Genomic DNA, 23593 nt, shown 5'->3' on the forward strand with positions numbered 1-23593 from the left:
GTCGCGTTTCAACGTGCAGCTCGTCCGTTCGGATCGAGCGGGGGGTCTCGCGGGAATGCGACTCGGGTGAGTCGGCTTCGAGACGGGGTGGTGTGCGCGAGTCAGATGGGTTCGCTGCAATGCACCAACAAGAGACACTACACGGATCACTCCGAGAAGTCCAGGGTCGGCTCAGACGGCGAGGAACGCGTCCCAACGGGTCCCGCCGACCGCGACGTTCCCTGATCCGTCGAGTCGGGCAGCCGCGGAGGCCGGCTTCCGCCCGGCCTGCCCGTGGACCAGCCCGTCGAAGGTCGCCGAGAAGTCGAGCCGGGGGACCGCGGCGCTGACGGCTCGCAGGGCGGAGTGGTCCCACCGGTCGAAGCCCGCGCCGGAGACGTCGAGCGAGGTCGCCACCTCGAGCAGGTGGCCCTCGGCGTCGAGCGCGGGATCGACGGACGTCCACATGTGTCGCTCGACGATCTCGCCGACGCGACGGGCACGTCGAACGTCCCAACCAGCACCGAGCGCGAACACGGAGCCGACGGCACCGCCGGCGACCTCGAACGGGACGGCGTGGGCGTCGAACGACGGTGTCACGCCGAGGTCGTGCAGCATCGTCGCGACGAAGAGGAGCTCGCGGTCGGGATCGAGGTCGATCGTCGGCGCGAGCAGCGAGGCCCAGGCCCACGAGCGCAGGCAGTGGTTGACGAGCGCCGGCGACGACCAGCCGCGCACGACGTCGAGCGCACGCGCCGCGACGGGGGAGGGGCGGGGCCAGCAGCGCGTCGACGTCCAGGCTCATGGCACGACAGTAGCGGTCACCTGACCGGACGACGGCCTGGAGGCGCGGTGCCAGCTGGCACCGCGCCTCCAGGCCCGCACGGGTTCAGTTCAGGGTCGGGGTGTCCTCCGGCACGACGCCGCCGCCGTACAGGTCGGTCGCCAGGTCGCGGAGCGCGCGCAGCGCGACGCGCTGCGTCAGCGGCCCGTAGGAGATCCGGGCGACGCCGAGGGTCTCGTACTCGGCGGCGGGGAGCGCCCCCGGCAGCCCGATCACGGAGAGCTTGCCGTGGCCGAGGCCCTCGACGAGCCGCTCGACCACGGAACGCTCGATCGCGCCCGGCACGAAGACGAGGGCTGCGCCGTTGTCGAGGAAGGCCTTGCCGCGGGCGATCGCGTCGGCGATGCTCTCGTCGATCGGACGGTCGCCGCCGCGGGCGATCGCGTCGGTGCGGGCGTTCAGCTGGAAGTCGACGCCCTCGGCCCGTGCGGCCGAGGTGATCGCTGCGACGCGGGCGACGGCCTCGTCGAAGGGACGGAGGCGGTCCTCGACGTTCGCGCCGACGATCCCGGCTGCGATCGCACGCCGGATGGTCTCCGCCGGGTCCGCGTAGCCGTCGTCCAGGTCGGCGGTGACGGGCAGGTCGGTGGCGGCGGCGACGGTGGCCGCGCCGGAGAGGGCCAGGTCGAGGGGCATCCCGCCGTCCTCGTAGCCGTACGAGGCGGCGATCGAGTGCCCGGCGGTCGCGATCGCCTTCGTCTCCGGCAGGTCGCTGACGACCTTCGCGCTGATCGCGTCCCAGACGTTCACGACCCGCAGGATCTCGGGGGCTTCGTGCAGTTGCTTGAGGGTGACGGCCTTGTCGGCGGTGCTCGTGCTCATGCAGCCGACAGTAGGCCGACGGGGCGGCCCCCGGCCGCAGCGGGACCCGTGGACGACGCGGGATGACGTCCGGACTCGCGCCGCGCCTCCCGTCCGGGGCATGCTGGGACGCATGGCGAGCGACGAGCAGGACCCGGTCGGCACGCTCCGCGGGGTCCGGACGAGCATCAAGTGGACGCGGTACGCGCCCGACGTGCTGCCCCTGTTCGTCGCCGAGATGGACCACGACGTGGCGCCGGAGATCCGGCAGGCGCTCATCGAGCGGGTGCAGCAGTCGGACCTCGGGTACCTCGACGGTCCGGGGCCGCTCGCGCCCGCGTTCGCGCAGTTCGCGCTCGACCGCTGGGGGTGGGAGATCGACCCCGCGCGGATCCACCTGGCGACCGACGTCAGCGTCGGGATCGTGGAGTCGCTGCGGCTCGCACTGCCCGACGGTGGCCGGGTCGCGATCACGCCGCCGGTGTACCCGCCGTTCTTCGAGCTCGTCGAAGAGGCCCGATGTCAGGTCGAGGAAGTCCCGCTGCGTGAGCAGTGGGGGCAGTACCGGCTGGACCTCGAGGGCCTCGAGCGGGCGTTCGCCGACGGTGTCGGGGTGTTCCTGCTCTGCAACCCGCACAACCCCGTCGGGCTCGTCCACGACCGGGCCGACCTGGTCGCGATCGCCGAGCTGGCGGCGCAGTACGACGTCCTCGTCATCAGCGACGAGATCCACGCACCGCTGACCCACCCCGGCGTGACGTTCACGCCCTTCGCGGCGGTGGCCGAGTCGGCCGGCGCCCGGAGCGTCTGCGTGACGAGCGCGAGCAAGCGGCTGGAACCTCGCCGGCGTGAAGTGCTCGATCATCGTCGCCGGTGACCCCCGCACCGCGACGCTGCTCGACACCCTGTGGGAGGAGGTCGCCTGCCGCACGAGCATCCTCGGGCTGCACGCGAACCTCGCGGCCTTCACCGTGGCGACGCACTGGCTGGACGACGTGGTCGCCCGGATCGTCGCGAACGAGCGGCTGCTCGCCAAGCTCCTGGCCGAGCACCTGCCCGGCGTCGTCTACTCCCGCCCGCGGGCCGGGTACCTCGCGTGGTTGGACTTCCGGGGCATCGGGCTCGGCGACGACCCCGCCGTGCCGCTCCGGGAGCACGCCTACGTCGCCCTCAACTCCGGGCTCGGGTTCGGGTCGCAGGGGCGCGGGTTCGCGCGGCTCAACCTGGCGTGCTCGCCCGAGACCCTGCGCGAGGCGGTCCTGCGGATCGCGGCCGCCTACCCGTCGAGCGCGCAGGAGGGGTTGGTCTGGCACGTCGCGTGAGGTGACGGGCGAAGTCGGGACTCGTCGCAGCACCTGGTCAGCTGCGGCGCGCTGAGACGGCGGAGTGTCAGGCGATGTACTGGTTACGTCCGACGACACGGATGGACAGGTCGACGTCCCGCACGGAGATCTCCTCGGTGAGGGCGATCCACTCGCGGGCGACGAACCCGACGGACGGCCACCGCGTGACCTCGGTCACCAGGAAGCCGTCGATGAACACCTGCCACGCGCCGCTCTCGCGGACGGCCTGCACCTCGTGTGTCGCCATGTCGCGAGCGTACCGGCTCAGCCGACCCGCTTGGCGTAGTACCGCAGCGTGGGGACCTCGCCCGACGGGGTGCACCAGTCGGCGGGTCCGCGGCCGGTGAGGCACCAGCCGCGACGCTCGTAGAGCCGCCAGGCCGCCGGCGACTCCTCGGTCACGTCGAGGCGGACGTGGGTGCCGGGGGCGCCCCGTTCAGCGGCGTCGAGCAGGGCGTCGGCGATGCCCTTGCCCCGGTGTGCCGGGTCGACGAACAGCCGTGTCACCTCGGGCATGCGCCCGGGCGCGGGCACCGCGACGCCGACGTGTCCGACCACCCGGTCGTCGTCGGTCGCGACCCAGGCGGTGAGGAGTCCGTCGGGGGAGATCCAGTCGCGCGGGGCCTCGGGCCAGTCGGTCGGGTAGCCGACGCCGTACGCGCGCCGGAGGACCTCGACCAGGGGGTCGAGGTCGGTCTCGGCGCGCTCGTGGATCCGCATCTCGTCGGACGCTATCGGACGGCGGCGCCGGATGGTCAGTGTCCGGCGAGACGGGTGCTCAGAGATCCAGCGCCATGTGCACGTCGGCGCGGACGTAGGGGCTCGGTGCGACCTCGTCGTGGCCGAGGTGCCGGAAGCCGAACGCCTCGTACAGGTGCACGGCGCTGGCGAGTCGCGCGTTGCTCTCGAGCACGACCCGGTGGGCGCCGAGCGCGCGGGCCCGGTCGAGTGCGGCGGCGATGAGCATCCGGCCGGTGCCGTGGCCCTGGTGGTCGGGCGAGACGGCCATCTTCACGAGCTCGAACACGCCGGGGGCGACGAGGGCGATCCCGATGCACCCGATGACCGGGCCGTCGTCGCCGAGGCGGGCGACGAAGGCAGGCGCCGCCGGGTTCGACGATCTGGCCGACCGGGTCGCCGAGGAGCGCGCGGTCGGCGTCCTCGAGGGTGAAGAAGCGGCTGATCCAGTCCTCGTTGAGGGCCCGGAAGGCATCGGCGTCGGCGGCGGAGGCGATGTCCTCGATGGTGAGCGAGTCAGAGGCGGTGGCGTCGGGCATGATCCCATCTTCGAGCGCCGTTCGTACTCCGTCCAATACTCGTTCGCGCAGATCGATACGCTGCGTGCATGGATCGTGCACCCGAGGTCGACCTCCGACAGCTGCGGGCGTTCCTCGCCGTCGCCGACGAACTGCACTTCGGTCGAGCCGCGGAACTCCTCCGCATCGCGCAGCCGGCGCTCTCGCAGCAGATCCGCCGCACCGAGCGGGCACTCGGCGTCGACCTGTTCGTCCGGACCTCCCGGAGCGTCGCACTCACGCCGGCCGGTCGGGTGCTGCAGGGTCGAGCACGCTCGCTGCTCGCCCAGGCGCGGCGCGACCTCGACGAGACCGTCCGGGTCGGTCGGGGCGAGGTCGGTCGGCTCGACGTCGGCTTCGTGGTGTCAGCGCTGCCACTCGGTCCGATCGAGCGCGTGCAGGCCTTCCGGGAGCGCTACCCGCTCGTCCGGGTCGAACTCACCGAGGGGGTACTCGTCGCAGCTGCTCGCCCGCATCGTCCGCGGCGAACTCGACCTGGCGGTCGTGCGCGACCCCGATCCGGACCCGGCCGTCCGGCTCCCTGCCGTTCCGGACCGAACGGTTCGTCGCGGCCGTCCCGCGCGGCCACCGGCTCGCCGGCCGGGCGTCGATCCGCGGTGCGGAGCTGCTCGACGACCCGTTCGTGTTCTTCCCGCCCGAGGCCGGTGCCGTCGCGACGGAGCGGAACCTCGCGCCCGTGGTGTCCGGCGGTCGTCGGCCCGTGGTCGTGCAGGGAGGCCACCACGTGGGCGACCGTCCTGCACCTGGTCGGTGCCGGCCTCGGCGTCACGGTCGCGCCCGAGAGCGCCACGCTCGCGGCGCCCGACACCGTGGTGCTCCTCCCGCTCGACGGCGACGCACACCGGAGCGAGCTGGCCTGGGCGTCCCGAGCCGGAGACGACCGCGAGATCCTGGGGAACTTCGTCGCCGCGACCGAGTGACGCGGTCGCGCGCGCGGCTCACGCGCGCGCTGCTCAGCTGAGTGGCAGCACCGGCGCGCGCTGGTCCCCGAGCTCGTCCTCGCGCCAGGGGTCGCGATCCGCGCAGGGTCAGACCGAGCTGTGCGAGCACGAACCCCACGTGCGGTTCGACGTCGGGGTCCCACGGCCCCTCGACCCCGAGGCCGAAGGCGCCGAGTTCGTCATCGGCCTCGTCGCGCAGGGTCAGCCGCCACCGTCCGTCCCCGAGCTCCTCGACCACGGCCCAGCGGGCACTGCCGAACCGGCTCACGCCGTCTTCATGATGTCCGCGGTGAAGTTGTGGATGCGTCCCAGCAGCGCCTCGCCGCGCATGGCGATGGTGGCGGGCGGGTTGAGGTAGGCGGCGCCGTGCGGATGAGCATCGGGCAGCCGAGGTCCTCGCAGATGTAGGTGCCGATCGTGTTGCCGTTCCGCCCGGACTCGCCAGCGCGGGACGCCGAGAACAACCGCACCCGCGTGGCGGGCTGCGGGAGTGGCAGAACGAGCACATCGCCGCGATGCCGGGACGCAGCGATCCGCCGGCGGAGCGCACGACGATGCCGACCGGGCGCTCGTCGATCCACGACACGATGTAGCCGCGGCGGGCGGCCTGCGGGTCACGCCAGCCGAGGAACTCGCGTTCGTCCCACAGCGTCTCGTGCAGGCCGGGGATCGGCAGCTGGGCGAGCTCGTCCGGGGTGGCGTTGACGAACGACGAACGGATGTCTGATTCGGTCAGTGGCTTCACGGTCCGTTCACCCTATGCCTCGCCTCCGACACGGGCTACTCAGGACGACAGACGGGAGGCGCGGATCGCCCCGAGCGCGCTGGTCTCGTCCGCCACGAGCACCGCTCGACGCAGGGCGTCCCGCCCCACCCGGCGGGCCGCCGCGTCGTCGGCCGCGAACTCCACGAGCACGCGCGTCGAGCGCGCCATGGCGCGCGCACCGGGGACCCACGGGACCGCACGCTCGATCGACTCGGCGATGCCGACCGCGACCGCGTGTCGCTGGGTCAGGTAGCGCCGTTCGTGGGCGACCAGCCTCCAGTTCGTCGGTCCGCAGACGGTCCGCGAGCCCGGTGCTGGCGAGCACCCCGCCGGACCGACCGGACGGCGCACGCCAGTGCGTGCTCGGCCTCGACGACGGCCACCAGGGTGGTGCCGTCGATCTCGCGTAGGGTGCCGCGCCGGAGCGCATCGCCTCGCGCACGGTTGTGCTCGGGCCCGGACGGACCCGGACGGCGATGACGAAGGCGAGGACGGCGAGCAGGGCGACCCCGATGTTGAGCCCGTGCGTGGGGGAGTCCCCGAGCCCGAACGGATCGGCGATCGGCCGGTTCGCCAGGACGACGAGCGTGATGCCGGCGACGAACCCGACAACACCGAGCAGGACGGCGACCGACCAGGACACGAGGTCGTGCGCGGTCGGTCGATGGTCCAGGCGGAGCGGGTCAGGAACCGGGGCGCGAGGACCACGACCGCGAGGGCGAGCGCGATGAGGACGACTCCGGTGACGACCACGGCGACCGGTCCGTCAGGAGCGCGACCGGGCGTCGAGCGCGCGGCGGAGCACGTCGAGGTCGTCGGAGGCGAGGGACCCGGTGAACTGCAGCAGGGCGGCCTCGCGGTCGAGATCGCCGCGGCGAGCGCGTTCGACATGAGGGACGCCGTCTGTTCCCGCGGCTGTTCGACGCCCGGAACGTCAGCGGGGCGTCATCGTGCTCCTGGCGGTCCACCTGGCCCTCTGCGGCCGAGGCGGTCGAGCACGGTGAGCACGGTCGTCAGCGCGGGGCGGGGCTCGGGGAAGGCGTCGAGCACCTGGCGGGCCGTGAGCCCCGCGTCCGAGGTCTCGGCGGCGGACCAGAGCGCGTCGAGCACCGCCTGCTCGAGCTGGCCACGGGGGCGCGATCGCTGTCCTGCCACCCGGGCATTCTACGAGACGTCGAACCGTGGCACACGCACACATGCCCGTAACGCGGGCTGGGTATGCTCGTGCGCGGACAACTGAACACCGGCCGACCATCCGTCGCGGGAGACGTCGTGCAGTGCCCCGGCACACGCACGGCACCGAAGGAGCAACCTCCCCGTCAATCTCTCAGGTCCAACACCGCCACGGGCAGGCCACTTGAAAAGCAGACGCAGTGCGTCTCTGCCCATGTGAAAGCCGCCGGACCTCACGGGCCGCGGTGAAACTCTCAGGCACATGACAGAGGGGGAGTTCCGCCCGACGACGGTCGTCGGTCCTCGTCGATGCCAGGAGAACTCCGCCATGCGTTCTGTCCCCCCTCGAAGCCGCGCACGAAGCCGCCGGTGCCACGTTCACCGACTTCGCCGGCTACCGCATGCCGGTGCGGTACTCGTCCGACCTGGCCGAACACCATGCGGTCCGCCAAGCCGCCGGGGTGTTCGACCTCTCGCACATGGCCGAGATCGGCGTCACCGGCCCGGGCGCCGTACCGTTCCTCGACCACGCGCTCGCCGGCTCGTTCGGCGCCATGCCGGTCGGCCGTGCGAAGTACTCTCGCTGCTCGCCGAGGACGGCGGCATCCTGGACGACCTCGTCGTCTACCGCACCGAGGGGGACGTCTTCCTCGTCGTCGCGAACGCGTCGAACCGACAGGTCGCGGTCGACGCCCTGACCGCTCGCGCCGCCGGGTTCGACGTCGAGGTCTCGGACGACTCCGACACCACGGCGCTCGTCGCCGTGCAGGGCCCCGCCGCCGCCGGCACGCTCGACGCCCTCGTCGTCGCGGACCGGTTGCAGCCCGAGACCCTGCTCGACGAGCTCGGCTACTACCGGGTGCTGCACGCGCTGTTCGACGGCGCCGACGTCCTGGTGGCACGTACCGGCTACACCGGCGAGGACGGCTTCGAGGTCTACAGCGACCCGGCGGTCGCCACCGAGATCTGGGACGCGATCCTCGAGGCCGGGGCGGACCGCGGCGTGGTGCCGGCCGGACTCGCAGCGCGCGACACCCTGCGGCTCGAGGCCGGGATGCCCCTGTACGGGCACGAGCTCGGCACCGACGTCCGTCCGGCCCAGGCCGGACTCGGCCGTGTCGTCGCGAAGGACGGCTCGTTCGTCGGCGCAGAGGGAGTCACCCCGGCAGAGGACGCCCGCGTGCTGATCGGCCTGGTGACCGAGGGCCGTCGTGCCCCGCGTGCCGGGTACGACGTCGTGCACGACGGCGTCGTCGTCGGCTCCGTCACCTCCGGCGCCCTCTCGCCGACGCTCGGCCACCCCGTCGCCATGGCCTTCGTCGACCCGTCGCTCGCCACCGAGGGGCAACTCCTCCACATCGACGTCCGCGGCACGGCCATCCCCAGCACCGTCACCGCGTTCCCCTTCTACCGCCGCACTCCGAAAGGCTGATCCCGTGACCGACCAGACCGCACTCCAGTACACCGCCGACCACGAGTGGCTGCTCGTCGAGGGCGACACCGTCACCGTCGGCATCACGGACCACGCCGCCGAGCAGCTCGGGGACGTCGTCTACGTCGAGCTCCCCGCGGTGGGGACCGCCACGACCGCCGGCGAGCAGATCGGCGAGATCGAGTCGACCAAGAGCGTCGGCGAGCTGTTCGCCCCGATCGAGGGCGAGGTCGTCGCGATCAACGACGCCGTCGTCGACGCGCCCGACACCGTCAACCAGGACCCGTTCGGCACCGGCTGGCTCGTGAAGATCAAGGTCGACGGCACCTCCTTCCCCGAGGACCTGATGGACCACGACGCGTACCGGGCGTCCATCGCATGACCGGGTCGACCACGCCCCAGGGCACGAGAACCTGCAGACCACCTTCGCCGACCGCCACATCGGCACGACCCCGGCCGACCAGCAGACGATGCTCGACGCCGTCGGGCAGCCCACGCTCGACGCCCTGGTCCGCGCGGCCATCCCGGAGTCGATCCACGCCGCTCCGGCGACCCGGTCGTCGATCCCCGCTGCCGTCGGCGAGATCGAGGCGCTCGCCGAACTCCGTGCCAAGGCCGGCCGCAACACGCGTCCGTCGCGCCATGATCGGCCTCGGCTACCACGGCACCCACACCCCGGCCGTGATCCAGCGGAACGTGCTCGAGAACCCGAGCTGGTACACGGCCTACACGCCGTACCAGCCGGAGATCCTCGCAGGGCCGTCTCGAAGCGCTCATCAACTTCCAGACGATGGTGACCGACCTGACCGGCATGGCGACCGCCGGCGCGTCGATGCTCGACGAGGGCACGGCCGTGGTCGAGGGCATGCTCCTCGCCCGCCGCGCCTCGAAGGTCAAGGGCGACGCGTTCCTCGTCGACGCCGACCTCCTGCCGCAGACCCGCGCGCTGCTCGACCACCGTGCCGACGCGGTCGGCATCGCGCTCCGCGAGTTCGACGCGGTGGACGGACCGACCGACGAGCAGCTCGACGGCGCCTTCGGCGTGGTCCTGCAGTACCCCGGGGCCTCCGGTCGCATCGTCGACCCGACCGGCACCATCGAGCGGGTCCACGCCGGCGGCGGCATCGCGGTCGTCGCCGCCGACCTGCTCGCGATGACGCTCCTCGCCAGCCCGGGTGACCTCGGTGCCGACGTCGCCGTGGGACGAGCCAGCGCTTCGGCGTCCCGCTCGGCTTCGGCGGCCCGCACGCGGGGTACCTCGCCGTCCGCGCCGGACTCGAGCGCCAGCTGCCCGGCCGGCTCGTCGGGGTGTCCTTCGACGCCGACGGGCAGATGGCCTACCGCCTCAGCCTGCAGACCCGCGAGCAGCACATCCGTCGCGAGAAGGCGACGAGCAACATCTGCACCGCGCAGGTGCTGCTCGCCGTCATGGCCTCGATGTACGCGGTCTACCACGGGCCCGAGGGCCTGCGCTTCATCGCCGGACGCGTCGCACGCACGACCGGTGCGCTCGCCGCGGCTGCGGTGGACGCCGGACTCGAGCTCGTCCACGACGCCTACTTCGACACGCTGACCCTGCGGGCAGCCGGCCGCGCGGGGGCGATCGTCGCCGCCGCGCAGGACGCCGACTACCTGCTTCGCCAGGTCGACGAGGACACGTTCCAGCTGTCCGTCGACGAGACGACCACACCGGACGACGTCGCCGCCCTGGCGGGCGTGTTCGGCGCCGTGGACGTGACCGTCCCCGCGACCGAGACCGCCGTGCGCGACGCGGCCACGGGCCTCCCGTCCGCTCCTGCAGCGCGAGAGCGACTACCTGACGCACCCCGTGTTCAGCGCGCACCGCAGCGAGACCCGCATGATGCGGTACCTCAAACACCTCGCCGACAAGGACTACGCGCTCGACCGCGGCATGATCCCGCTCGGCAGCTGCACGATGAAGCTCAACGCGGCCACCGAGATGGCGGCGGTCACCTGGCCGAAGTTCGCGAACGTGCACCCTTCGCGCCGCGCGAGGACGTCGTCGGCTACCTCGACATGATCGGCGACCTCGAGACCTGGCTGGCCGAGGTCACCGGGTACGACACCGTCTCGCTGCAGCCGAACGCCGGCAGCCAGGGCGAACTGGCCGGGCTCCTCGCCATCCGCGGGTACCACCTGGCGAACGGTGACGACGCCCGCACGGTCTGCCTCATCCCGTCGAGCGCGCACGGCACGAACGCGGCGTCGGCGGTCCTCGCCGGCATGAAGGTCGTGGTCGTGGCGTGCGACGAGAACGGCAACGTCGACCTCGACGACCTCCGGGCGAAGACGACGCAGCACGGCGACCAGCTCGCCGCGCTGATGATCACCTACCCGTCGACGCACGGCGTGTACGAGCACGACATCCGCGAGATCTGCGACGCCGTGCACGACGCCGGCGGACAGGTCTACGTCGACGGCGCGAACCTCAACGCGCTGCTCGGGCACGCCCGCTTCGGCGACTTTGGCGGGGACGTCTCGCACCTCAACCTGCACAAGACGTTCTGCATCCCGCACGGCGGTGGCGGCCCCGGTGTCGGCCCGGTCGCGGCGAAGTCGCACCTCGCGCCGTTCCTGCCCGGACACCCGTTCGCGCAGGACGCCGACCGCCGACCCGGGTCCGTCACGGAGCCCGGTGCCGAGCGCGACGCACACGCCGGTGGCCCGGTCAGCGCCGCGCCGTACGGCAGCCCGAGCATCCTGCCGATCACCTGGACCTACGTCCGGATGATGGGACTCGAGGGCCTCACCCGCGCGACGGAGGCCGCCGTGCTCGGCGCGAACTACATCGCGGCCCGCCTGCGCGACGCGTTCCCGGTGCTCTACACGGGCGAGTCCGGCCTGGTCGCGCACGAGTGCATCCTCGACCTCCGTCCCCTCCGCGACAGCACGGGGATCACGGTGGACGACGTCGCCAAGCGCCTGGTCGACTACGGCTTCACGCCCCGACGATGTCCTTCCCGGTCGCCGGCACCCTGATGGTCGAGCCGACCGAGAGCGAGGACCTCGCCGAGCTCGACCGGTTCGTCGACGCGATGCTCGCCATCCGCGCCGAGGCCTCGGCCGTCGAGCGGGGGAGTGGCCGGCGGACGACAACCCGCTCGTGCACGCCCCGCACACGGCGTCGTCGGTGATCTCGGGCGAGTGGACGCACGCCTACACGCGGGAGCAGGCCGTGTACCCGCTGCCGGGCATCAGCGCGCGGAAGTACTGGCCGCCGGTGCGGCGGATCGACCAGGCGTACGGGGACCGCAACCTGGTCTGCGCGTGCCCGCCGGTCGAGGCGTTCGCGTAGCGACCCGCGTCCTCGACGCGACGAACGAGCAGACGGGAGGCGCGGTGCCAGCTGGCACCGCGCCTCCCGTCCGTCGTCAGTCCGGTCAGGCGACCGGCGTGACGGGCAGGTGCTTCGCCCACCACGCGAGCACGTGCTCGAACCGCTGCACGCGGTGCCAGGGGCGACCCGATCGGGACAGCTCGTGCCCCTCACCCGGGAACACCAGGAACGACGCGTCGACGCCCGCGCGCTTGAGCGCGACGAACTGCCGCTGACCCTGCTCGATCGGGCAGCGCCAGTCCTCTTCCGAGTGCGCCACCATGAACGGAATCGTGACCTGGTCGGCGTACGTCAGCGGGCTGCGGCGACGCTGCTCCTCCGGGTCGGCGCCCACGTAGGCGTCCGCGAAGAACCAGCCGATGTCCGAGCTGCCCGCGAAGGAGTCCCACGCGTTGACGGCGCGCTCGCTCCAGGCCGCGACGAAGCGGTCACCGTGGTGTGCGGCGACCCAGCTCGTCACTGAAGCCCCCGTACGAGCCGCCCATGATGCCGACGCGGGAGGCGTCGAGGTCGGGGCGTTCGAGGGCCGCGTCGAGCAGGGCCAGCACGTCGTCGACGTCGACCGTCCCCATCGCCCCGATGACGGCACGGCCGTGCTCGAGGCCGTACCCGCCGGAGCCGCGGGGGTTGCCGATCACCACGGCGTAGCCGGCGCTCGCGTAGACCTGCGCCTCGTCGAAGAACGCCCAGGTGTCCTGTCCGAACGGGCCGCCGTGCACGACCCGGAGGACGGGGTGCGGGCCGTCGCCCTCGGGGAGGACGACCCAGCCGTGGACCGGGGTGCCATCGGCAGAGGTACCGGTGAGTTCCTCGATGCGGCGGACGCCGGGGGCGGTCGCGTGGTCGCGGAGCGGGGCCGCGTAGTCGGTGAGGATCGCAGCGTCGTCGGTGCCGGAGGTCAGGTCGACCACGTGCACCTCGCCGGGGAGTCCGTCGTGGCCGCGGTGGCGACCAGCACGTCGCCGTCGACGTCGAAGCCGGAGACGACCACGTGTCCGCCGAGGACCGTCGGGAGCTCGTCGAGCTGCAGCGCGGTGGTCGTGCCCGCGGGGACGCGCCGGACGGTCACGGTGCCGCGGTCGAGCACGGACACCAGGACGTCGTCGCCGTGCAGCACGGGGGCGCTGGCGACGTCGACGGTCTCGCGGGCGGTGCGCCGGACGGGGGCCGCGCCGTCCGTGACCGACCAGAGGCCCTCGGGTTCGCCGACCAGCCGGCCGTCGAGGTGGGAGGCGCCGACGTAGTGGATCGTGCCGTCGGCCGCGATGGTGCTCGAGCTGACGGATCCCTCGGACCGGACGGCGAGGGAGATCGTGCCGTCCGTGGCGTCGACCCGGTACAGGTCGTCGTCGTGGGTCTCCCGCTCGCCGAGGTCCCGCGGCGCGACGACGAGCAGGGCGTCGCCCTCCGGGTACCAGGCCGGAGCGGCCAGGGAGCACGGTGCGCTCGTCAGGGCGGTCTCGACCGGTGCAGCCGCGCGGTCCGTGACGTCGACGACGACGAGCTGCTGCGGCTTGTCGAGCAGGTAGCCGGTGCCGTCGACGTGGAAGTCGAGCCGCGTGATGAGCCGCGGTGCCTCGGCGTTCGGGGCGGGACGACGGTCGCCACCGGGGACGGCGGTGCCGGAGCGGCCGGGCTCGGGGAAGCGTGCCGTCACCGCGACGCGCGTCGAGTCGGGCGACCAGACGGGGGAGCCGGCGCCGAGCGGCAGTGCGGTGACGACCCGGGCCTCGCCGCCGTCCACGGGCGCGACGGCGAGCTGCGGGTGCGCGGCGCCGTGTTCGTCGTCGACGGAGCGGAGGAAGGCGAGCGAGCGGCCGTCGGGGGAGAGGACCGGGGCAGAGTCCCGGTCGCCGGCCGTCCAGCGCACGGCACCGTCGGCGGTCACCCGCTCGACGGTGCTGCGGTAGGCATCGGCCTCGAGGTCGGGACGGGACACCGCGACGAAGGCTGCACCGCCCCGCCGGGGATCGCCGCTGACGGTCGGGGAAGAAGGGACGTGAAGGTGGTGGATGTCGTTCGCGAGCACGTGTTCACGCTACGGCCAGACACCGGTCGACGCCGGTGCAGATCGCCTCGCGGCGTTTCCCTGAGCGTTCATCGGCTTGGGGGCCCGCCGCAAGACTGTTCAGAATCCGTTGCGGGGTCAAGCGCACGCGTTGCGCATGGCACCTTCGTGGCGCAAGTATCCACAGTCTCACGCAACGATCCGCCGCACACGTTTCCGATGTGTAACAACTTCGTCGGAGATTTTGAGCGCCTTCCGACCCGCACCTATGGTTCTGGGGAACGCGCCGTGGGTCCTGCCTCCTGCACGTTCGATCACATTCCATCAGGAGGATCACAGAGTGAACATCACCAAGAAGCGGGGACGCCAGCTGCTCGGCGCCGTCGCCCTGGCCGGGGCGGCAGCGATCGCCCTCGCCGGCTGCACCACCTCTCCGAGTGCCAACGAGTCCGGTTCGGCGTCGAACAAGACCGTCACCGTCGCGCAGGTCAACGAAGTCACGTCGTTCAACTACAACACCCCCCAGGGCAACCTGGACATGAACGGCATGATCAACTACATGACCCAGCCGCAGTTCGTGACGCTGGGGTCGGACTACAAGATCACGCCGAACACCGACCTCGGCACGATGAAGAAGATCAGCGACGACCCGCTGACGGTCAAGTACACGCTGAACAAGGACGCGAAGTGGTCCGACGGCAAGGCGATCACCTCTGACGACCTCCTCCTCGGCTGGGCGCAGGCGTCCGGCTACTACGACTCGGCCACGCAGGACGCCGACGGCAAGGTCACGAGCGGGACGCAGTACTTCTCCCTCGCCTCGGCCTCGCCGTTCAAGACGGACTACCCGAGCGACATCACCAAGACGTCGATCACGCTCAAGTACAAGGAGCCGTACGTCGACTGGAACCTCGTCAACCCGATCCAGTTCCCGGCGCACGTCGTCGCGGACGAGGCGGGCACGACCACCGACGACCTGCTGAAGGCGCTCAAGGACACCCCGCTGGTGACCCGGCCAAGCCCGCCGCGGCGAACGAGACCCTCAAGAAGGTCGCCGACTTCGTCAACACCGGCTACGACAAGACCAGCCTGCCGAGCGACAAGAAGCTCCTCGTCTCCGGCGGTCCGCTCATGGTCTCCGCGTGGACCCCGAAGCAGTCGATGACCCTCGTTCCGAACCCCGAGTACACGGGCGACCACAAGGTCAAGTTCGGCAAGCTCGTCGTCCGCTTCATCGGTGACGCGAACGCCCAGGTCACGGCCCTCCAGAACGGTGAGGTCGACGCGATCCAGCCGCAGGCCTCCGCCGACACGGTGAAGGCGCTCGACGCGGCCTCCGGCGTGAAGGTCATCGAGGGTGCACAGGTCGCCTACGACCACCTCGACCTGAACTTCGGCGCGTCCGTGTTCAAGGACGAGAACGTCCGCAAGGCGTTCCTCCTCACCATCCCGCGCGACCAGATCCTCCAGTCGATCGTCACCCCGATCAACAAGGACGCCAAGGTCCTCGACTCGCAGCTCTACCTGCCGGGCCAGGACGGCTACGAGGACGCCGTCAAGGCGAACGACTCCGATGAGTACTCGAAGGTCGACATCGACAAGGCGAAGCAGCTCCTGAAGGGCGCCACCCCGTCGATCAAGATCCTCTACAACACCGAGAACCCGAACCGCGTGGACACGTTCCAGGCGATCCAGGCCTCGGCCAAGAAGGCCGGCATCAAGGTCGTCGACGGCGGCTCGCCTGACTGGTCCTCGCTCCTCGCGGGCGGCGACTACGACGCGTCGATCTTCGGCTGGGTCAACCCGGGTGCCGGCAACGCCGCGATCCCGCAGCTCTTCCAGACCAACAACTCGGGCAACTACAACAAGTTCGCCAACGAGCAGGCCTCGAAGCTGGCTGTGGACACGCAGACCACGCTGGACGCGTCGAAGCTCGACGACATGAAGCAGCAGATCGACAAGATCGCCTTCGACCAGGCCTACGGGCTCCCGCTGTTCCAGAGCCCGGGGCTGTTCGCCACCGGTGCGAACCTGAAGGGCGTCGACTACTTCGGCGGCCAGACGGGCATCTTCTGGAACGTCTGGGACTGGACCAAGTGATCCTGACCGGTCGCTGATCAGCACCACACACGAGGGGCGCCGGACTCGACGAGTCCGGCGCCCTCCCGTGAGCCGGGACCCTGTCCGGCACCCTCCATCGCCGGAGACCCCGGCACCCACCGCTGTGCGATGTCGAAGAAGACCGCAACGCGGGACCCAGTACTCTTGCTGCTCGGGCCGCCCGATCGGACGACCAGCAGTACGATCCACCACACCGGAGAGGCACCCATCGCCCATGGTGAGTTTCATCGCGAGACGGATCCTCGTCTCGGTCCTCATCCTCATCGCCGCGTCGTTCATCATGTACAACCTGGCGGCGATCGCGGGGAACCCCTTGCAGGACCTCCAGAGCAGCAACTCGCCGAACCGTGACCAGCTCATCGCTGCACGGACCGCGGCACAGCACCTCGACGTCATCCCGCCGCTCCGCTGGGGCATCTGGATCACCGGCGTCGGCAAGTGCGTGATCGGTCAGTGCGACCTCGGCACCACGTTCAGCAACCAGCCCGTCGCGGAGCTCCTCCCGCAGGCCGTCGGTTCGACCATCCAGCTGGTGACGTTCTCGTTCATCCTGGCGATCGTCTTCGGCATCGGTCTCGGCGTCGTCACGGCCCTCCGCGTCTACTCGGGCTTCGACTACTCGATCACGCTGGTCAGCTTCTTCCTGTACTCGCTGCCGTCCTTCCTGATGGCCGTGCTCCTGAAGTCGTTCATCGCGCTGGACTACAACAACTTCCTGGTCGACCCGAAGATCCCACCGGTGACGCTGGTGCTGATCGCGGTCATCGTCGGCCTCGTCATCCAGCTCATCGTGGGCGGCGTCCTCAAGCGACGGCTCATGGTCGGCGCGATCAGCGCCGTCGTGACCGCGGGCATGCTGCTCCTCATGCAGGCCACGGGCTGGTTCACCAACCCGTCGCTCGGCCCGGTCTTCGTGATCCTGTTCAGCGCCGGCATCGGCCTCGCCATGGTCGCGCTGCTCGCCGGCACGAAGAACCGCCGCGTGGCTGGTCGCCGGGATCAACGTCCTCGTCGCGATCATCTGCTACTTCGCGCTGCAGGGCCTGCTCAACGTGTCGTCCGGCGCGACGATCTTCATCCTCGCCGTCGTGACCGTCCTGGTCGGCCTGGCATCGGGCTTCTTCGTCGGCGGCCACGACCGTGGGCTGATGATGCGGATCGGTGCGCTGACCGCGTTCCTCAGCGCCGGCGTCATCCTGCTCGACCGCTTCATGCGCTCGTGGATCGACTACACGCAGAACTACGTGTCGCGTCCGATCGCGACGGTGGGCTCGCAGACACCGGGGCTCACCGGCGACTTCTGGATCACCGGGATCGACAGCTACACCCACCTGCTGCTGCCGACGATCTCGCTGCTGCTCATCAGCTTCGCGAGCTACACGCGGTACTCGCGTTCGGGCATGCTCGAGGTCCTCGACCAGGACTACGTGCGTACCGCGCGTGCGAAGGGCCTGCCGGAGCGCACCGTCATCGTGCGCCACGCGCTCCGCAACATGCTCATCCCGATCGCGACGCTCGTGGCGACCGACGTCGGCGCACTCCTCGGTGGCGCGATCATCACCGAGCGGGTCTTCGCGATCTCGGGCATGGGCAGCCTGTTCAACAGCGGGCTGTCGATCACCGACGTGAACCCGGTGATGGGGTACTTCCTCGTCATCGCGATCACGGCGATCGCGTTCAACTTCCTCGCCGACCTGGCCTACTCGGCCCTCGACCCGCGGGTGCGTGTCCGATGACCGCGCTGCGGACGACGACCGACGCGGTCGGCCACTCCACGGCAGTGCACCCCCAGGAGGGAATCCGATGAGCACGATCCAGGGCGGCGCTCCGCTCGAACCCAACATCGGCGACGGCATCGAGACGGGGAACACCCCGGACTCGCACGAGAAGCAGATCGGTGAGAGCCAGGGGCGGATCATCCTCCGCCGCTTCCTCGCGAACCGTCTGGCGGTCGTCGCCCTCGTCGTCTACATCCTCGTGCTGGTCTTCGCCGTCTCCGCCGTCGGCCTTGGACCGATCCCGGGCTGGTGGCACTACTCGTACCAGAGCCTCGAGACACTGCAGAACGGTGGCGCGCCGACCTCGGACCACCCGTTCGGGCAGGACCGCATCGGTAAGGACTACTTCGCCCTGACCATGCGCGGCATCCAGAACTCGGTGCTCGTGATGATCGTCATCGGCCTCTTCGCGACGTTCATCGGCGTCGTCGTCGGCGCGGTCGCGGGCTACTTCCGCGGCGTCGTCGACGCGGTCCTGATGCGCATCACCGACATCTTCATCGTCATCCCGGCGATCGTGATCGGTGCCGTGGTCGGCAAGACGGCCAACGGTCTCGGGGCGTGGGGCCTCGCGCTCCTGCTCGGTCTGGTGTCCTGGATGGTCATCGCCCGTCTGGTCCGCGCCGAGTTCCTGTCGCTCCGTGAGCGCGAGTTCGTCGAGGCGGCCCGGGTTGCCGGAGCGTCCGACATCCGGATCATCTTCCGCCACATCCTGCCGAACGCGATCGGCGTGATCATCGTCTCCGCGACGCTGCTCATCGCCTCTGCGATCCTGCTCGAGACGGCGCTGAGCTACCTCGGGTACGGCATCAAGGCGCCGGACTCGTCGCTCGGTCTGCTCATCAGCCAGAACCAGTCGGCGTTCCAGACGCGTCCGTACCTGTTCTGGTGGCCGGCCTCGTTCATCGTGCTGCTCGCGCTCTGCGTGAACTTCATCGGTGACGGTCTGCGCGACGCGTTCGACCCGCGCTCGAAGCGGTTCAGCCTCCGCAAGACCCGCGAGGCGAGCGCGCCGGAGAACACGTCCGGCTCGGAGATGATCAGCGCGTGACGTCCCCCCGTGTCCTAGCGCGCCGCGATGGCGAACCAGCCGCCGACGGCGGTCGCCGCGAGCAGCACGATCGACAGCCAGTGCAGGGTGACCGGCACGCGCACGCTGTCCGCCGTGCCGAGCTCGATGGCGTCGCGCTCGCGCAGGTCGTGCCAGCGCTGCCGGATCAGGTACGCGGCGTCGCCGGACGCGGTGGACAGCAGGTCGCCCGCGCGGCGGTTGCCGTCCTCCGCCTCGGGGACGACGCGTCCGTGCCGCTGGTTCTGCCGGCGGGCCAGGGCGACGCCGGCACGACCGGGCGCCGGAGCAGCCCAGACCGCCACGCGCCGGTTCGGCGTGACGAGCGTCAGGGCGAAGCGCGTGTCGACGTGCACGAGCGCCGCCCAGGGCACCCGGACCGTGTGGAAGACGTTGACGACCTCGATGCCGTCGTCGTCGACCGCCAACCGGGGCCGCCAGAGCGCCACCCAGCCGAGCAGGACGCCGAACGCCGTCGGCACGAGGTGCGAGGGCGCGGTCCGGCCAGGTCGCGTCGTTCAGCACGGTCGTGACGAAGAGCAGGGCGACGATCAGCCAGAGGGCGATCGCGAGTCCGCGGTTGAACTTGGACACGAACACATCGCGCGTCGTCGGGGTGGCAGGCATGCCTCCATCGTCGCAGGTCGGCGCCTCCGCGCCCGACGCCTGGACCCCCGCCGTCAGCGCTCCTCCATCACCACCCACGCGGTCGTCACGAGCGACCGGGAAAGGACCGGACGTCGTTGAGCACGCCCGCCTCCGCGGCCACCACCCCGGCCGCCACCAGCACCCCGTCGTCAAGGTCTCCGGGCTCGACGTCGACTTCGCGGTCGACGACGTCTGGACCCCCGCCGTCAAGCAGCTGTCCTACGAGATCCAGTCCGGTGAGGTCCTCGCCCTCGTGGGTGAGTCCGGCTCCGGCAAGTCCGTGAGCTCGATGTCGATCCTCGGCCTGCTGCCCCGGAACGCCCGCGTGAACGGCTCGATCGAGTTCCAGGGCACCGAGCTCCTCGGGCTCCGCTCGGCGCAGCTCCGCGAGTACCGCGGCAAGGAGATCGCGGTGATCTTCCAGGAGCCGATGACCGCCCTGAACCCGGTCTTCACCGTCGGATCGCAGATCGTCGAGACGCTCCGCATCCACTACGGCATCTCGCCGAGCGAGGCGCGGGTCCGTGCGATCGAGCTCCTCACAATGGTGGAGATGCCCGACCCGCAGAAGGCGTTCGACTCCTACCCGCACCAGCTCTCCGGCGGGCAGCGGCAGCGCGCGATGATCGCCCAGTCGATCTCCTGCGACCCGAAGCTCCTCATCGCCGACGAGCCGACCACCGCCCTCGACGTCACGGTCCAGGCCGAGATCCTCGACCTCATCCGCGACCTCGCCGGCAAGCTCGGCAGTGCCGTCCTCCTCATCACCCACGACATGGGCGTCGTCGCCGACCTGGCCGACCGCATCGTCGTGATGAAGCAGGGCGTGGCCGTCGAGACCGGCACGGTGCGCGACGTCTTCGCAGCGCCGAAGCACGACTACACCAAGACCCTGCTCGACGCCGTGCCGCGCCTCGGCCAGGCGGGCGACGTGGTCATCGACCTCACCGAGACGCTCGAGTCGGTCGTCGAGCACGAGGCCCCCGTCCAGGTCCACGAGACGCTGCTGCACACCGACGTCGTCCAGACGCTCGGCCCGGCGGTCCTCGAGTTCAAGGACGTCGTCATCGAGTACCCGGGCCGCGGCCGCGTGAAGGCGTTCCGCGCCATCGACGGCGTCGACCTGACGGTGCACGAGGGCGAGGTCGTCGGCCTGGTCGGCGAGTCCGGTTCGGGCAAGTCGACCCTCGGCCGTGCCGCGATCGGCCTCCTCCCGATCACGTCGGGCCAGCTCGACGTCACCGGTGTCGACCTGTCGAAGCCGACGCGCTCGCTCGTGCGTCAGGTCCACCAGAACGCGGGCATCGTCTTCCAGGACCCGTCGTCGTCGCTGAACCCGCGCATGACGATCGGTCAGTCCATCGGCGAGCCGCTGCTGCTCGGCAAGGGCATGAAGGGCCGCGAGCTCGAGCGCGAGGTCGAGTCCCTGCTCGAGGCCGTGCGCCTCCCCACCTCGTACTCGACCCGCTTCCCGCACGAGCTCTCGGGTGGTCAGAAGCAGCGCATCGGCATCGCACGTGCGCTGGCGCTCCGGCCGAAGCTGCTCATCGCGGACGAGCCGACGTCGGCACTCGACGTGTCGGTCCAGGCGACCGTGCTCGAGCTGCTGAAGGACCTGCAGCGCGAGTTCGACTTCGCCTGCCTGTTCGTCACGCACGACCTGGCGGTCATCGACGTGCTGGCCGACCGGATCGCGGTGCTGCACCACGGGCACCTCGCCGAAGTCGGCACACGTGACCAGATCCTCCGCGACCCGCAGGACCCGTACACGCAGCGACTCATCGCGGCGGTGCCCCTGCCGGACCCGGACGTCCAGCGCGAGCGCCGGGAGCTGCGTCGCCAGATCCTCGCCGCCGGCGCGGACGAGTAGGGACTCACCCAGAACGACATCCCCGACGTCACACGACGTCGGGGATGTCGCCGTTCGGGCGCCCGTTCCTTCCCATCGCGCGCGCAGTAGGAAGCGGGATCGGGCGTACTCGGGCGAAAGAACCGACTGAGTACGCCCGATTCGACCAGGTATGCCCGGAACGGCCCGGGAGGCGCGTTGCCAGGCCGCCACGTGCCTCCAGTCCGTCACGTGTGCGCCCGTTCCTTCCCCATCGCACACGCGGTAGGAAGCGAGATCGGGTGTACTCGGACGAAAGAACCGGCCGAGTACGCCCGGTTCGACCAGGTACGCACGGAACGGCCCGGGAGGCGCGTTGCCAGGCCGCCACGTGCCTCCAGTCCGTCACATGTGCGCCCGTTCCTTCCCATCGCACGCGCGGTAGGAAGCGGGATCGGGCGTACTCGGGTGGAAGAACCGGCCGAGTACGCCCGAAACGACCAGGTATGCACGGAACGACCCGACGGGCAGGCCTGGAGGCGCGGCGCGGCCCCGCCTCGTGGGCCGCGGCCTACAGCTGGGCGGCCGCCATGGTCGCCACGACGCCGAGGACGATCATCCCGACGATCGTCCACGCGTGCGGGCGGTGGGAGATCGGCGCAGCCGTCACCGTCGCCGGGGGTGGGCCGTCCTGCGCGGGCGGGGCGGGTACGAAGGCCCGGATGCGCTCGGCCGCGGCGTCGACGTCGAGGGGGGTCGCGCCTCCCGGCTGGCCCTCGACCACGGCGCTGAGGCGGGCCGACCCTGCGGGTGGCGAGCCAGGTGCGGCGGACGCCCTCGCTCGAGAGGATCTCGATGCCGTACTTGGTGCGGACCTCGGTGACGCGACGCCAGGTGTAGGTGCTGGTGCGGCGGACGTCGACGATGCGGGAGGTGCTCCGGGGTGAGTTCGAACCGGGGGCGCCAGAGGACCGCCCAGGCGACGAAGGCGATGAAGAGGCTCGGGACCGGGGCGAGCCAGCGGATGCCGTCACCGACGAGGGCGAGGGGGATGAGCGCGACGGCGACGACCCACAGGACGACGGCGAGCGTGCGCATGCCGGGGGCGAGGATCGTGGTCACTGGAAGAGGTTACGAGATGCCGACCCGTGTCGGGGCCGTGACGCCCGGAGAGCGACGAGGTCACGAGATGCCGACCCGTGTCGGCGCTGTGACGCCCGGAGAGCGACGAGGTCACGAGATGCCGACCCGTGTCGGCGCCATGACGCCCGGAGAGCGACGAGGTCACGAGATGCCGACCCGTGTCGGCGCCGTGACGCCCGGAGAGCGACGAGGTCACGAGATGCCGACCCGTGTCGGCGCTGTGACGCCCGGAGAGCAACGAGGTTACGAGATGCCTCCCCGGGAACGCCCGGAGAGCGGGTGTGACACACCGTCGCGTATCTCCGGACGACCCGATTTCCCGGGGAGGCAGATCCTGTGTGGACCTCTCGTTCCACCAATGGTCCTCGTCCCCCCGTTCGGGTGTCAATACCCCACGACGAGAAATTCCAGGGATCGCCGCGCCGTATCCGCGTTATCTGCATGCACGCGTATCGAGCGCGCGCTCACGCGACCAGGAGTTCGATCTGCTCCCGGATCGTCTCGGCCTTCGGGAACCGGAGTCCGACCAGCCCGACGTGCCGCCACCGGACCACCCCGTCCGGCCCGATCACGAACACCGACCGGCGGAGCCTGATGCCGGGCGCCCGCACGCCGTACGCACGGATGACGTCCCCGGCGGTGTCGCTCAGGAGCGGGAAGGTGAGCGAGGATCCGCGGGCGAAGGCCTCGTGCGAGTCGAGCGCCTGCGGGCTGACGCCCCACACCACGGCGCCGAGGCCGCCGAAGTCATCGAGTTCCTCCTGGTAGCTGCAGAGCTGCGCCGTGCAGACCGGGGTCGCGTCGCCGGGGTAGAAGGCGAGGACGAGGGTCCGGCCGATCTCGGCGGAGAGCGAGTACTCGTCGTCGAGCCGGTTCCCGTCGCGGACGATCATGCCGGGCAGGGTGAAGCGCGGCGCGGGGTCGCCCACCTCGGGGATGCTCATGCCGCAACGCTAGGGCTGCGGGATCGGCGGTGCGCTGCGGCGCGCTGTGGGTTCCCCGTGGGTTCGCCGGACCGGGGTCGTGCGGGTCCACAGCATCGCCG

23 protein-coding genes, 4 pseudogenes and 1 riboswitch are annotated in these 23593 nt (G+C 71.0%); of the genes and pseudogenes, 12 read left to right on the forward strand and 15 right to left on the reverse strand.

The genetic code is table 11. The features are described from left to right. Positions 1-171: 171 nt before the first annotated feature. Positions 172-717 carry an HD domain-containing protein gene (locus tag ACZ8AI_RS13070; RefSeq protein WP_464858599.1) on the reverse strand — a complete coding sequence of 182 codons (546 nt, stop codon included), beginning with the start codon at positions 715-717 and terminating at the stop codon, positions 172-174. Positions 718-868: 151 nt separating this feature from the next. Continuing rightward, positions 869-1645 (reverse strand): isocitrate lyase/PEP mutase family protein, encoded by a 777-nt coding sequence (locus ACZ8AI_RS13075; RefSeq protein ID WP_464858600.1) that lies wholly within the window; start codon positions 1643-1645, stop codon positions 869-871. A gap of 100 nt (positions 1646-1745) precedes the next feature. Between ACZ8AI_RS13075 and ACZ8AI_RS13080 the strand changes: the two are divergent. Beyond that, positions 1746-2946: pseudogene (locus ACZ8AI_RS13080) on the forward strand (MalY/PatB family protein). Positions 2947-3013: 67 nt separating this feature from the next. Here the strand turns inward: ACZ8AI_RS13080 and ACZ8AI_RS13085 are convergent. Genes ACZ8AI_RS13085 through ACZ8AI_RS13095 form a run of 3 tightly spaced genes read right to left on the reverse strand, consistent with a single transcriptional unit; the run spans position 3014 to position 4180 of the window. Beyond that, the gene (locus ACZ8AI_RS13085; RefSeq protein ID WP_071292685.1) at positions 3014-3214 is read right to left on the reverse strand and encodes a hypothetical protein; all 201 of its coding nucleotides are present in this window, start codon (positions 3212-3214) and stop codon (positions 3014-3016) included. A gap of 17 nt (positions 3215-3231) precedes the next feature. Then, entirely contained in the window at positions 3232-3687 is a 456-nt protein-coding gene (locus tag ACZ8AI_RS13090) for a GNAT family N-acetyltransferase (RefSeq protein WP_464858602.1), read from the reverse strand. Between the two features lie 58 nt (positions 3688-3745). Continuing rightward, on the reverse strand, positions 3746-4180 hold the full coding sequence (locus tag ACZ8AI_RS13095; RefSeq protein WP_464858603.1) for a GNAT family N-acetyltransferase: 435 nt from the start codon (positions 4178-4180) through the stop codon (positions 3746-3748). A 132-nt stretch (positions 4181-4312) separates the two neighbouring features. Here ACZ8AI_RS13095 and ACZ8AI_RS13100 point away from each other — a divergent pair, with 132 nt between their 5' ends. Further along, complete coding sequence (locus tag ACZ8AI_RS13100; RefSeq protein ID WP_464858605.1) at positions 4313-5203, forward strand: LysR family transcriptional regulator; 891 nt, start codon at positions 4313-4315, stop codon at positions 5201-5203. 139 nt (positions 5204-5342) lie between these two features. Next, positions 5343-5582, forward strand: coding sequence for a hypothetical protein (locus tag ACZ8AI_RS13105; RefSeq protein WP_464858823.1), 240 nt, complete (start codon positions 5343-5345; stop codon positions 5580-5582). Here the strand turns inward: ACZ8AI_RS13105 and ACZ8AI_RS13110 are convergent. The 4 genes and pseudogenes from ACZ8AI_RS13110 to ACZ8AI_RS13125 all read right to left on the reverse strand — a co-directional run bounded on the left by ACZ8AI_RS13110 (position 5500) and on the right by ACZ8AI_RS13125 (position 7145). Continuing rightward, the gene (locus ACZ8AI_RS13110; RefSeq protein ID WP_464858607.1) at positions 5500-5730 is read right to left on the reverse strand and encodes an FBP domain-containing protein; all 231 of its coding nucleotides are present in this window, start codon (positions 5728-5730) and stop codon (positions 5500-5502) included. The two genes, ACZ8AI_RS13105 and ACZ8AI_RS13110, sit on opposite strands and share 83 nt — an antisense overlap. Further along, positions 5625-5969: pseudogene (locus tag ACZ8AI_RS13115) on the reverse strand (FBP domain-containing protein); the annotation flags it as partial. The gene ACZ8AI_RS13110 and the pseudogene ACZ8AI_RS13115, both read right to left, overlap by 106 nt. A 39-nt stretch (positions 5970-6008) precedes the next feature. After that, on the reverse strand, positions 6009-6881 hold the full coding sequence (locus ACZ8AI_RS13120) for a M48 family metalloprotease (RefSeq protein ID WP_464858608.1): 873 nt from the start codon (positions 6879-6881) through the stop codon (positions 6009-6011). A 54-nt stretch (positions 6882-6935) separates the two neighbouring features. Further along, positions 6936-7145 (reverse strand): BlaI/MecI/CopY family transcriptional regulator, encoded by a 210-nt coding sequence (locus ACZ8AI_RS13125; protein ID WP_464858609.1) that lies wholly within the window; start codon positions 7143-7145, stop codon positions 6936-6938. A 96-nt stretch (positions 7146-7241) separates the two neighbouring features. Then, positions 7242-7342: riboswitch (glycine riboswitch) on the forward strand. A 156-nt stretch (positions 7343-7498) separates the two neighbouring features. Here ACZ8AI_RS13125 and gcvT point away from each other — a divergent pair. The 3 genes and pseudogenes from gcvT (at position 7499) to gcvP (ending at position 11911) form a co-directional block, all read left to right on the forward strand. After that, positions 7499-8595 (forward strand): annotated as a pseudogene (gene gcvT / locus ACZ8AI_RS13130) (glycine cleavage system aminomethyltransferase GcvT). 4 nt (positions 8596-8599) lie between these two features. Next, on the forward strand, positions 8600-8977 hold the full coding sequence (gene gcvH / locus ACZ8AI_RS13135; protein ID WP_133518288.1) for a glycine cleavage system protein GcvH: 378 nt from the start codon (positions 8600-8602) through the stop codon (positions 8975-8977). A gap of 88 nt (positions 8978-9065) precedes the next feature. Then, a pseudogene (gene gcvP / locus ACZ8AI_RS13140) lies at positions 9066-11911 on the forward strand (aminomethyl-transferring glycine dehydrogenase). Positions 11912-11996: 85 nt separating this feature from the next. Here the strand turns inward: gcvP and ACZ8AI_RS13145 are convergent. The 3 genes from ACZ8AI_RS13145 to ACZ8AI_RS13155 are packed head-to-tail and all read right to left on the reverse strand — an operon-like array spanning position 11997 to position 13982. Then, positions 11997-12413: an alpha/beta hydrolase family protein gene (locus ACZ8AI_RS13145; protein ID WP_464858610.1), complete on the reverse strand. Its 417-nt coding sequence runs from the start codon at positions 12411-12413 to the stop codon at positions 11997-11999. After that, positions 12382-12864: an alpha/beta hydrolase family protein gene (locus ACZ8AI_RS13150; protein ID WP_464858611.1), complete on the reverse strand. Its 483-nt coding sequence runs from the start codon at positions 12862-12864 to the stop codon at positions 12382-12384. The genes ACZ8AI_RS13145 and ACZ8AI_RS13150 overlap by 32 nt, the downstream gene beginning before the upstream one ends. After that, positions 12852-13982, reverse strand: coding sequence for a TolB family protein (locus ACZ8AI_RS13155; RefSeq protein WP_464858612.1), 1131 nt, complete (start codon positions 13980-13982; stop codon positions 12852-12854). Before ACZ8AI_RS13155 ends, ACZ8AI_RS13150 begins: the two co-directional genes overlap by 13 nt. A gap of 319 nt (positions 13983-14301) precedes the next feature. Between ACZ8AI_RS13155 and ACZ8AI_RS13160 the strand changes: the two genes are divergently transcribed. The 5 genes from ACZ8AI_RS13160 (at position 14302) to ACZ8AI_RS13180 (ending at position 18911) form a co-directional block, all read left to right on the forward strand. Beyond that, positions 14302-15126, forward strand: a complete 825-nt coding sequence (locus tag ACZ8AI_RS13160) for an ABC transporter substrate-binding protein (RefSeq protein ID WP_464858613.1) — start codon at positions 14302-14304, stop codon at positions 15124-15126. Further along, positions 15051-16061 (forward strand): ABC transporter substrate-binding protein, encoded by a 1011-nt coding sequence (locus tag ACZ8AI_RS13165; RefSeq protein WP_464858795.1) that lies wholly within the window; start codon positions 15051-15053, stop codon positions 16059-16061. The genes ACZ8AI_RS13160 and ACZ8AI_RS13165 overlap by 76 nt, the downstream gene beginning before the upstream one ends. A 459-nt stretch (positions 16062-16520) precedes the next feature. After that, a complete protein-coding gene (locus ACZ8AI_RS13170; protein WP_464858614.1) occupies positions 16521-17174 on the forward strand; it encodes a hypothetical protein in 654 nt (217 codons plus the stop codon). 119 nt (positions 17175-17293) lie between these two features. Continuing rightward, the gene (locus ACZ8AI_RS13175; RefSeq protein WP_464858796.1) at positions 17294-17818 is read left to right on the forward strand and encodes an ABC transporter permease; all 525 of its coding nucleotides are present in this window, start codon (positions 17294-17296) and stop codon (positions 17816-17818) included. A gap of 67 nt (positions 17819-17885) precedes the next feature. Next, positions 17886-18911 carry an ABC transporter permease gene (locus tag ACZ8AI_RS13180; protein ID WP_083402830.1) on the forward strand — a complete coding sequence of 342 codons (1026 nt, stop codon included), beginning with the start codon at positions 17886-17888 and terminating at the stop codon, positions 18909-18911. A gap of 14 nt (positions 18912-18925) precedes the next feature. Here the strand turns inward: ACZ8AI_RS13180 and ACZ8AI_RS13185 are convergent, their stop codons facing one another. Next, the gene (locus ACZ8AI_RS13185; RefSeq protein WP_464858615.1) at positions 18926-19411 is read right to left on the reverse strand and encodes a PH domain-containing protein; all 486 of its coding nucleotides are present in this window, start codon (positions 19409-19411) and stop codon (positions 18926-18928) included. Between the two features lie 143 nt (positions 19412-19554). Between ACZ8AI_RS13185 and ACZ8AI_RS13190 the strand changes: the two genes are divergently transcribed. Next, positions 19555-21447 (forward strand): ABC transporter ATP-binding protein, encoded by a 1893-nt coding sequence (locus ACZ8AI_RS13190; protein WP_464858617.1) that lies wholly within the window; start codon positions 19555-19557, stop codon positions 21445-21447. 624 nt (positions 21448-22071) lie between these two features. Here the strand turns inward: ACZ8AI_RS13190 and ACZ8AI_RS13195 are convergent. Next, on the reverse strand, positions 22072-22527 hold the full coding sequence (locus ACZ8AI_RS13195; protein ID WP_464858618.1) for a hypothetical protein: 456 nt from the start codon (positions 22525-22527) through the stop codon (positions 22072-22074). A 485-nt stretch (positions 22528-23012) separates the two neighbouring features. Beyond that, positions 23013-23492: a peroxiredoxin gene (locus ACZ8AI_RS13200; RefSeq protein WP_464858620.1), complete on the reverse strand. Its 480-nt coding sequence runs from the start codon at positions 23490-23492 to the stop codon at positions 23013-23015. Between the last annotated feature and the right edge of the window lie 101 nt (positions 23493-23593).

This window comes from Curtobacterium sp. AC273 (assembly GCF_979253735.1).

Bases quoted from the DNA above. Each gene is read 5' to 3' on its own strand.
- ACZ8AI_RS13095 (WP_464858603.1), bottom strand. From the start codon at position 4,180: ATGCCTTCCGGGCCCTCAACGAGGACTGGATCAGCCGCTTCTTCACCC.
- ACZ8AI_RS13200 (WP_464858620.1), bottom strand. From the start codon at position 23,492: ATGAGCATCCCCGAGGTGGGCGACCCCGCGCCGCGCTTCACCCTGCCC.
- ACZ8AI_RS13175 (WP_464858796.1), top strand. From the start codon at position 17,294: ATGCGCTCGTGGATCGACTACACGCAGAACTACGTGTCGCGTCCGATC.
- ACZ8AI_RS13190 (WP_464858617.1), top strand. From the start codon at position 19,555: ATGCCTCCATCGTCGCAGGTCGGCGCCTCCGCGCCCGACGCCTGGACC.
- ACZ8AI_RS13180 (WP_083402830.1), top strand. From the start codon at position 17,886: ATGAGCACGATCCAGGGCGGCGCTCCGCTCGAACCCAACATCGGCGAC.
- ACZ8AI_RS13090 (WP_464858602.1), bottom strand. From the start codon at position 3,687: ATGCGGATCCACGAGCGCGCCGAGACCGACCTCGACCCCCTGGTCGAG.
- ACZ8AI_RS13075 (WP_464858600.1), bottom strand. From the start codon at position 1,645: ATGAGCACGAGCACCGCCGACAAGGCCGTCACCCTCAAGCAACTGCAC.
- ACZ8AI_RS13085 (WP_071292685.1), bottom strand. From the start codon at position 3,214: ATGGCGACACACGAGGTGCAGGCCGTCCGCGAGAGCGGCGCGTGGCAG.
- ACZ8AI_RS13100 (WP_464858605.1), top strand. From the start codon at position 4,313: ATGGATCGTGCACCCGAGGTCGACCTCCGACAGCTGCGGGCGTTCCTC.
- ACZ8AI_RS13120 (WP_464858608.1), bottom strand. From the start codon at position 6,881: ATGTCGAACGCGCTCGCCGCGGCGATCTCGACCGCGAGGCCGCCCTGC.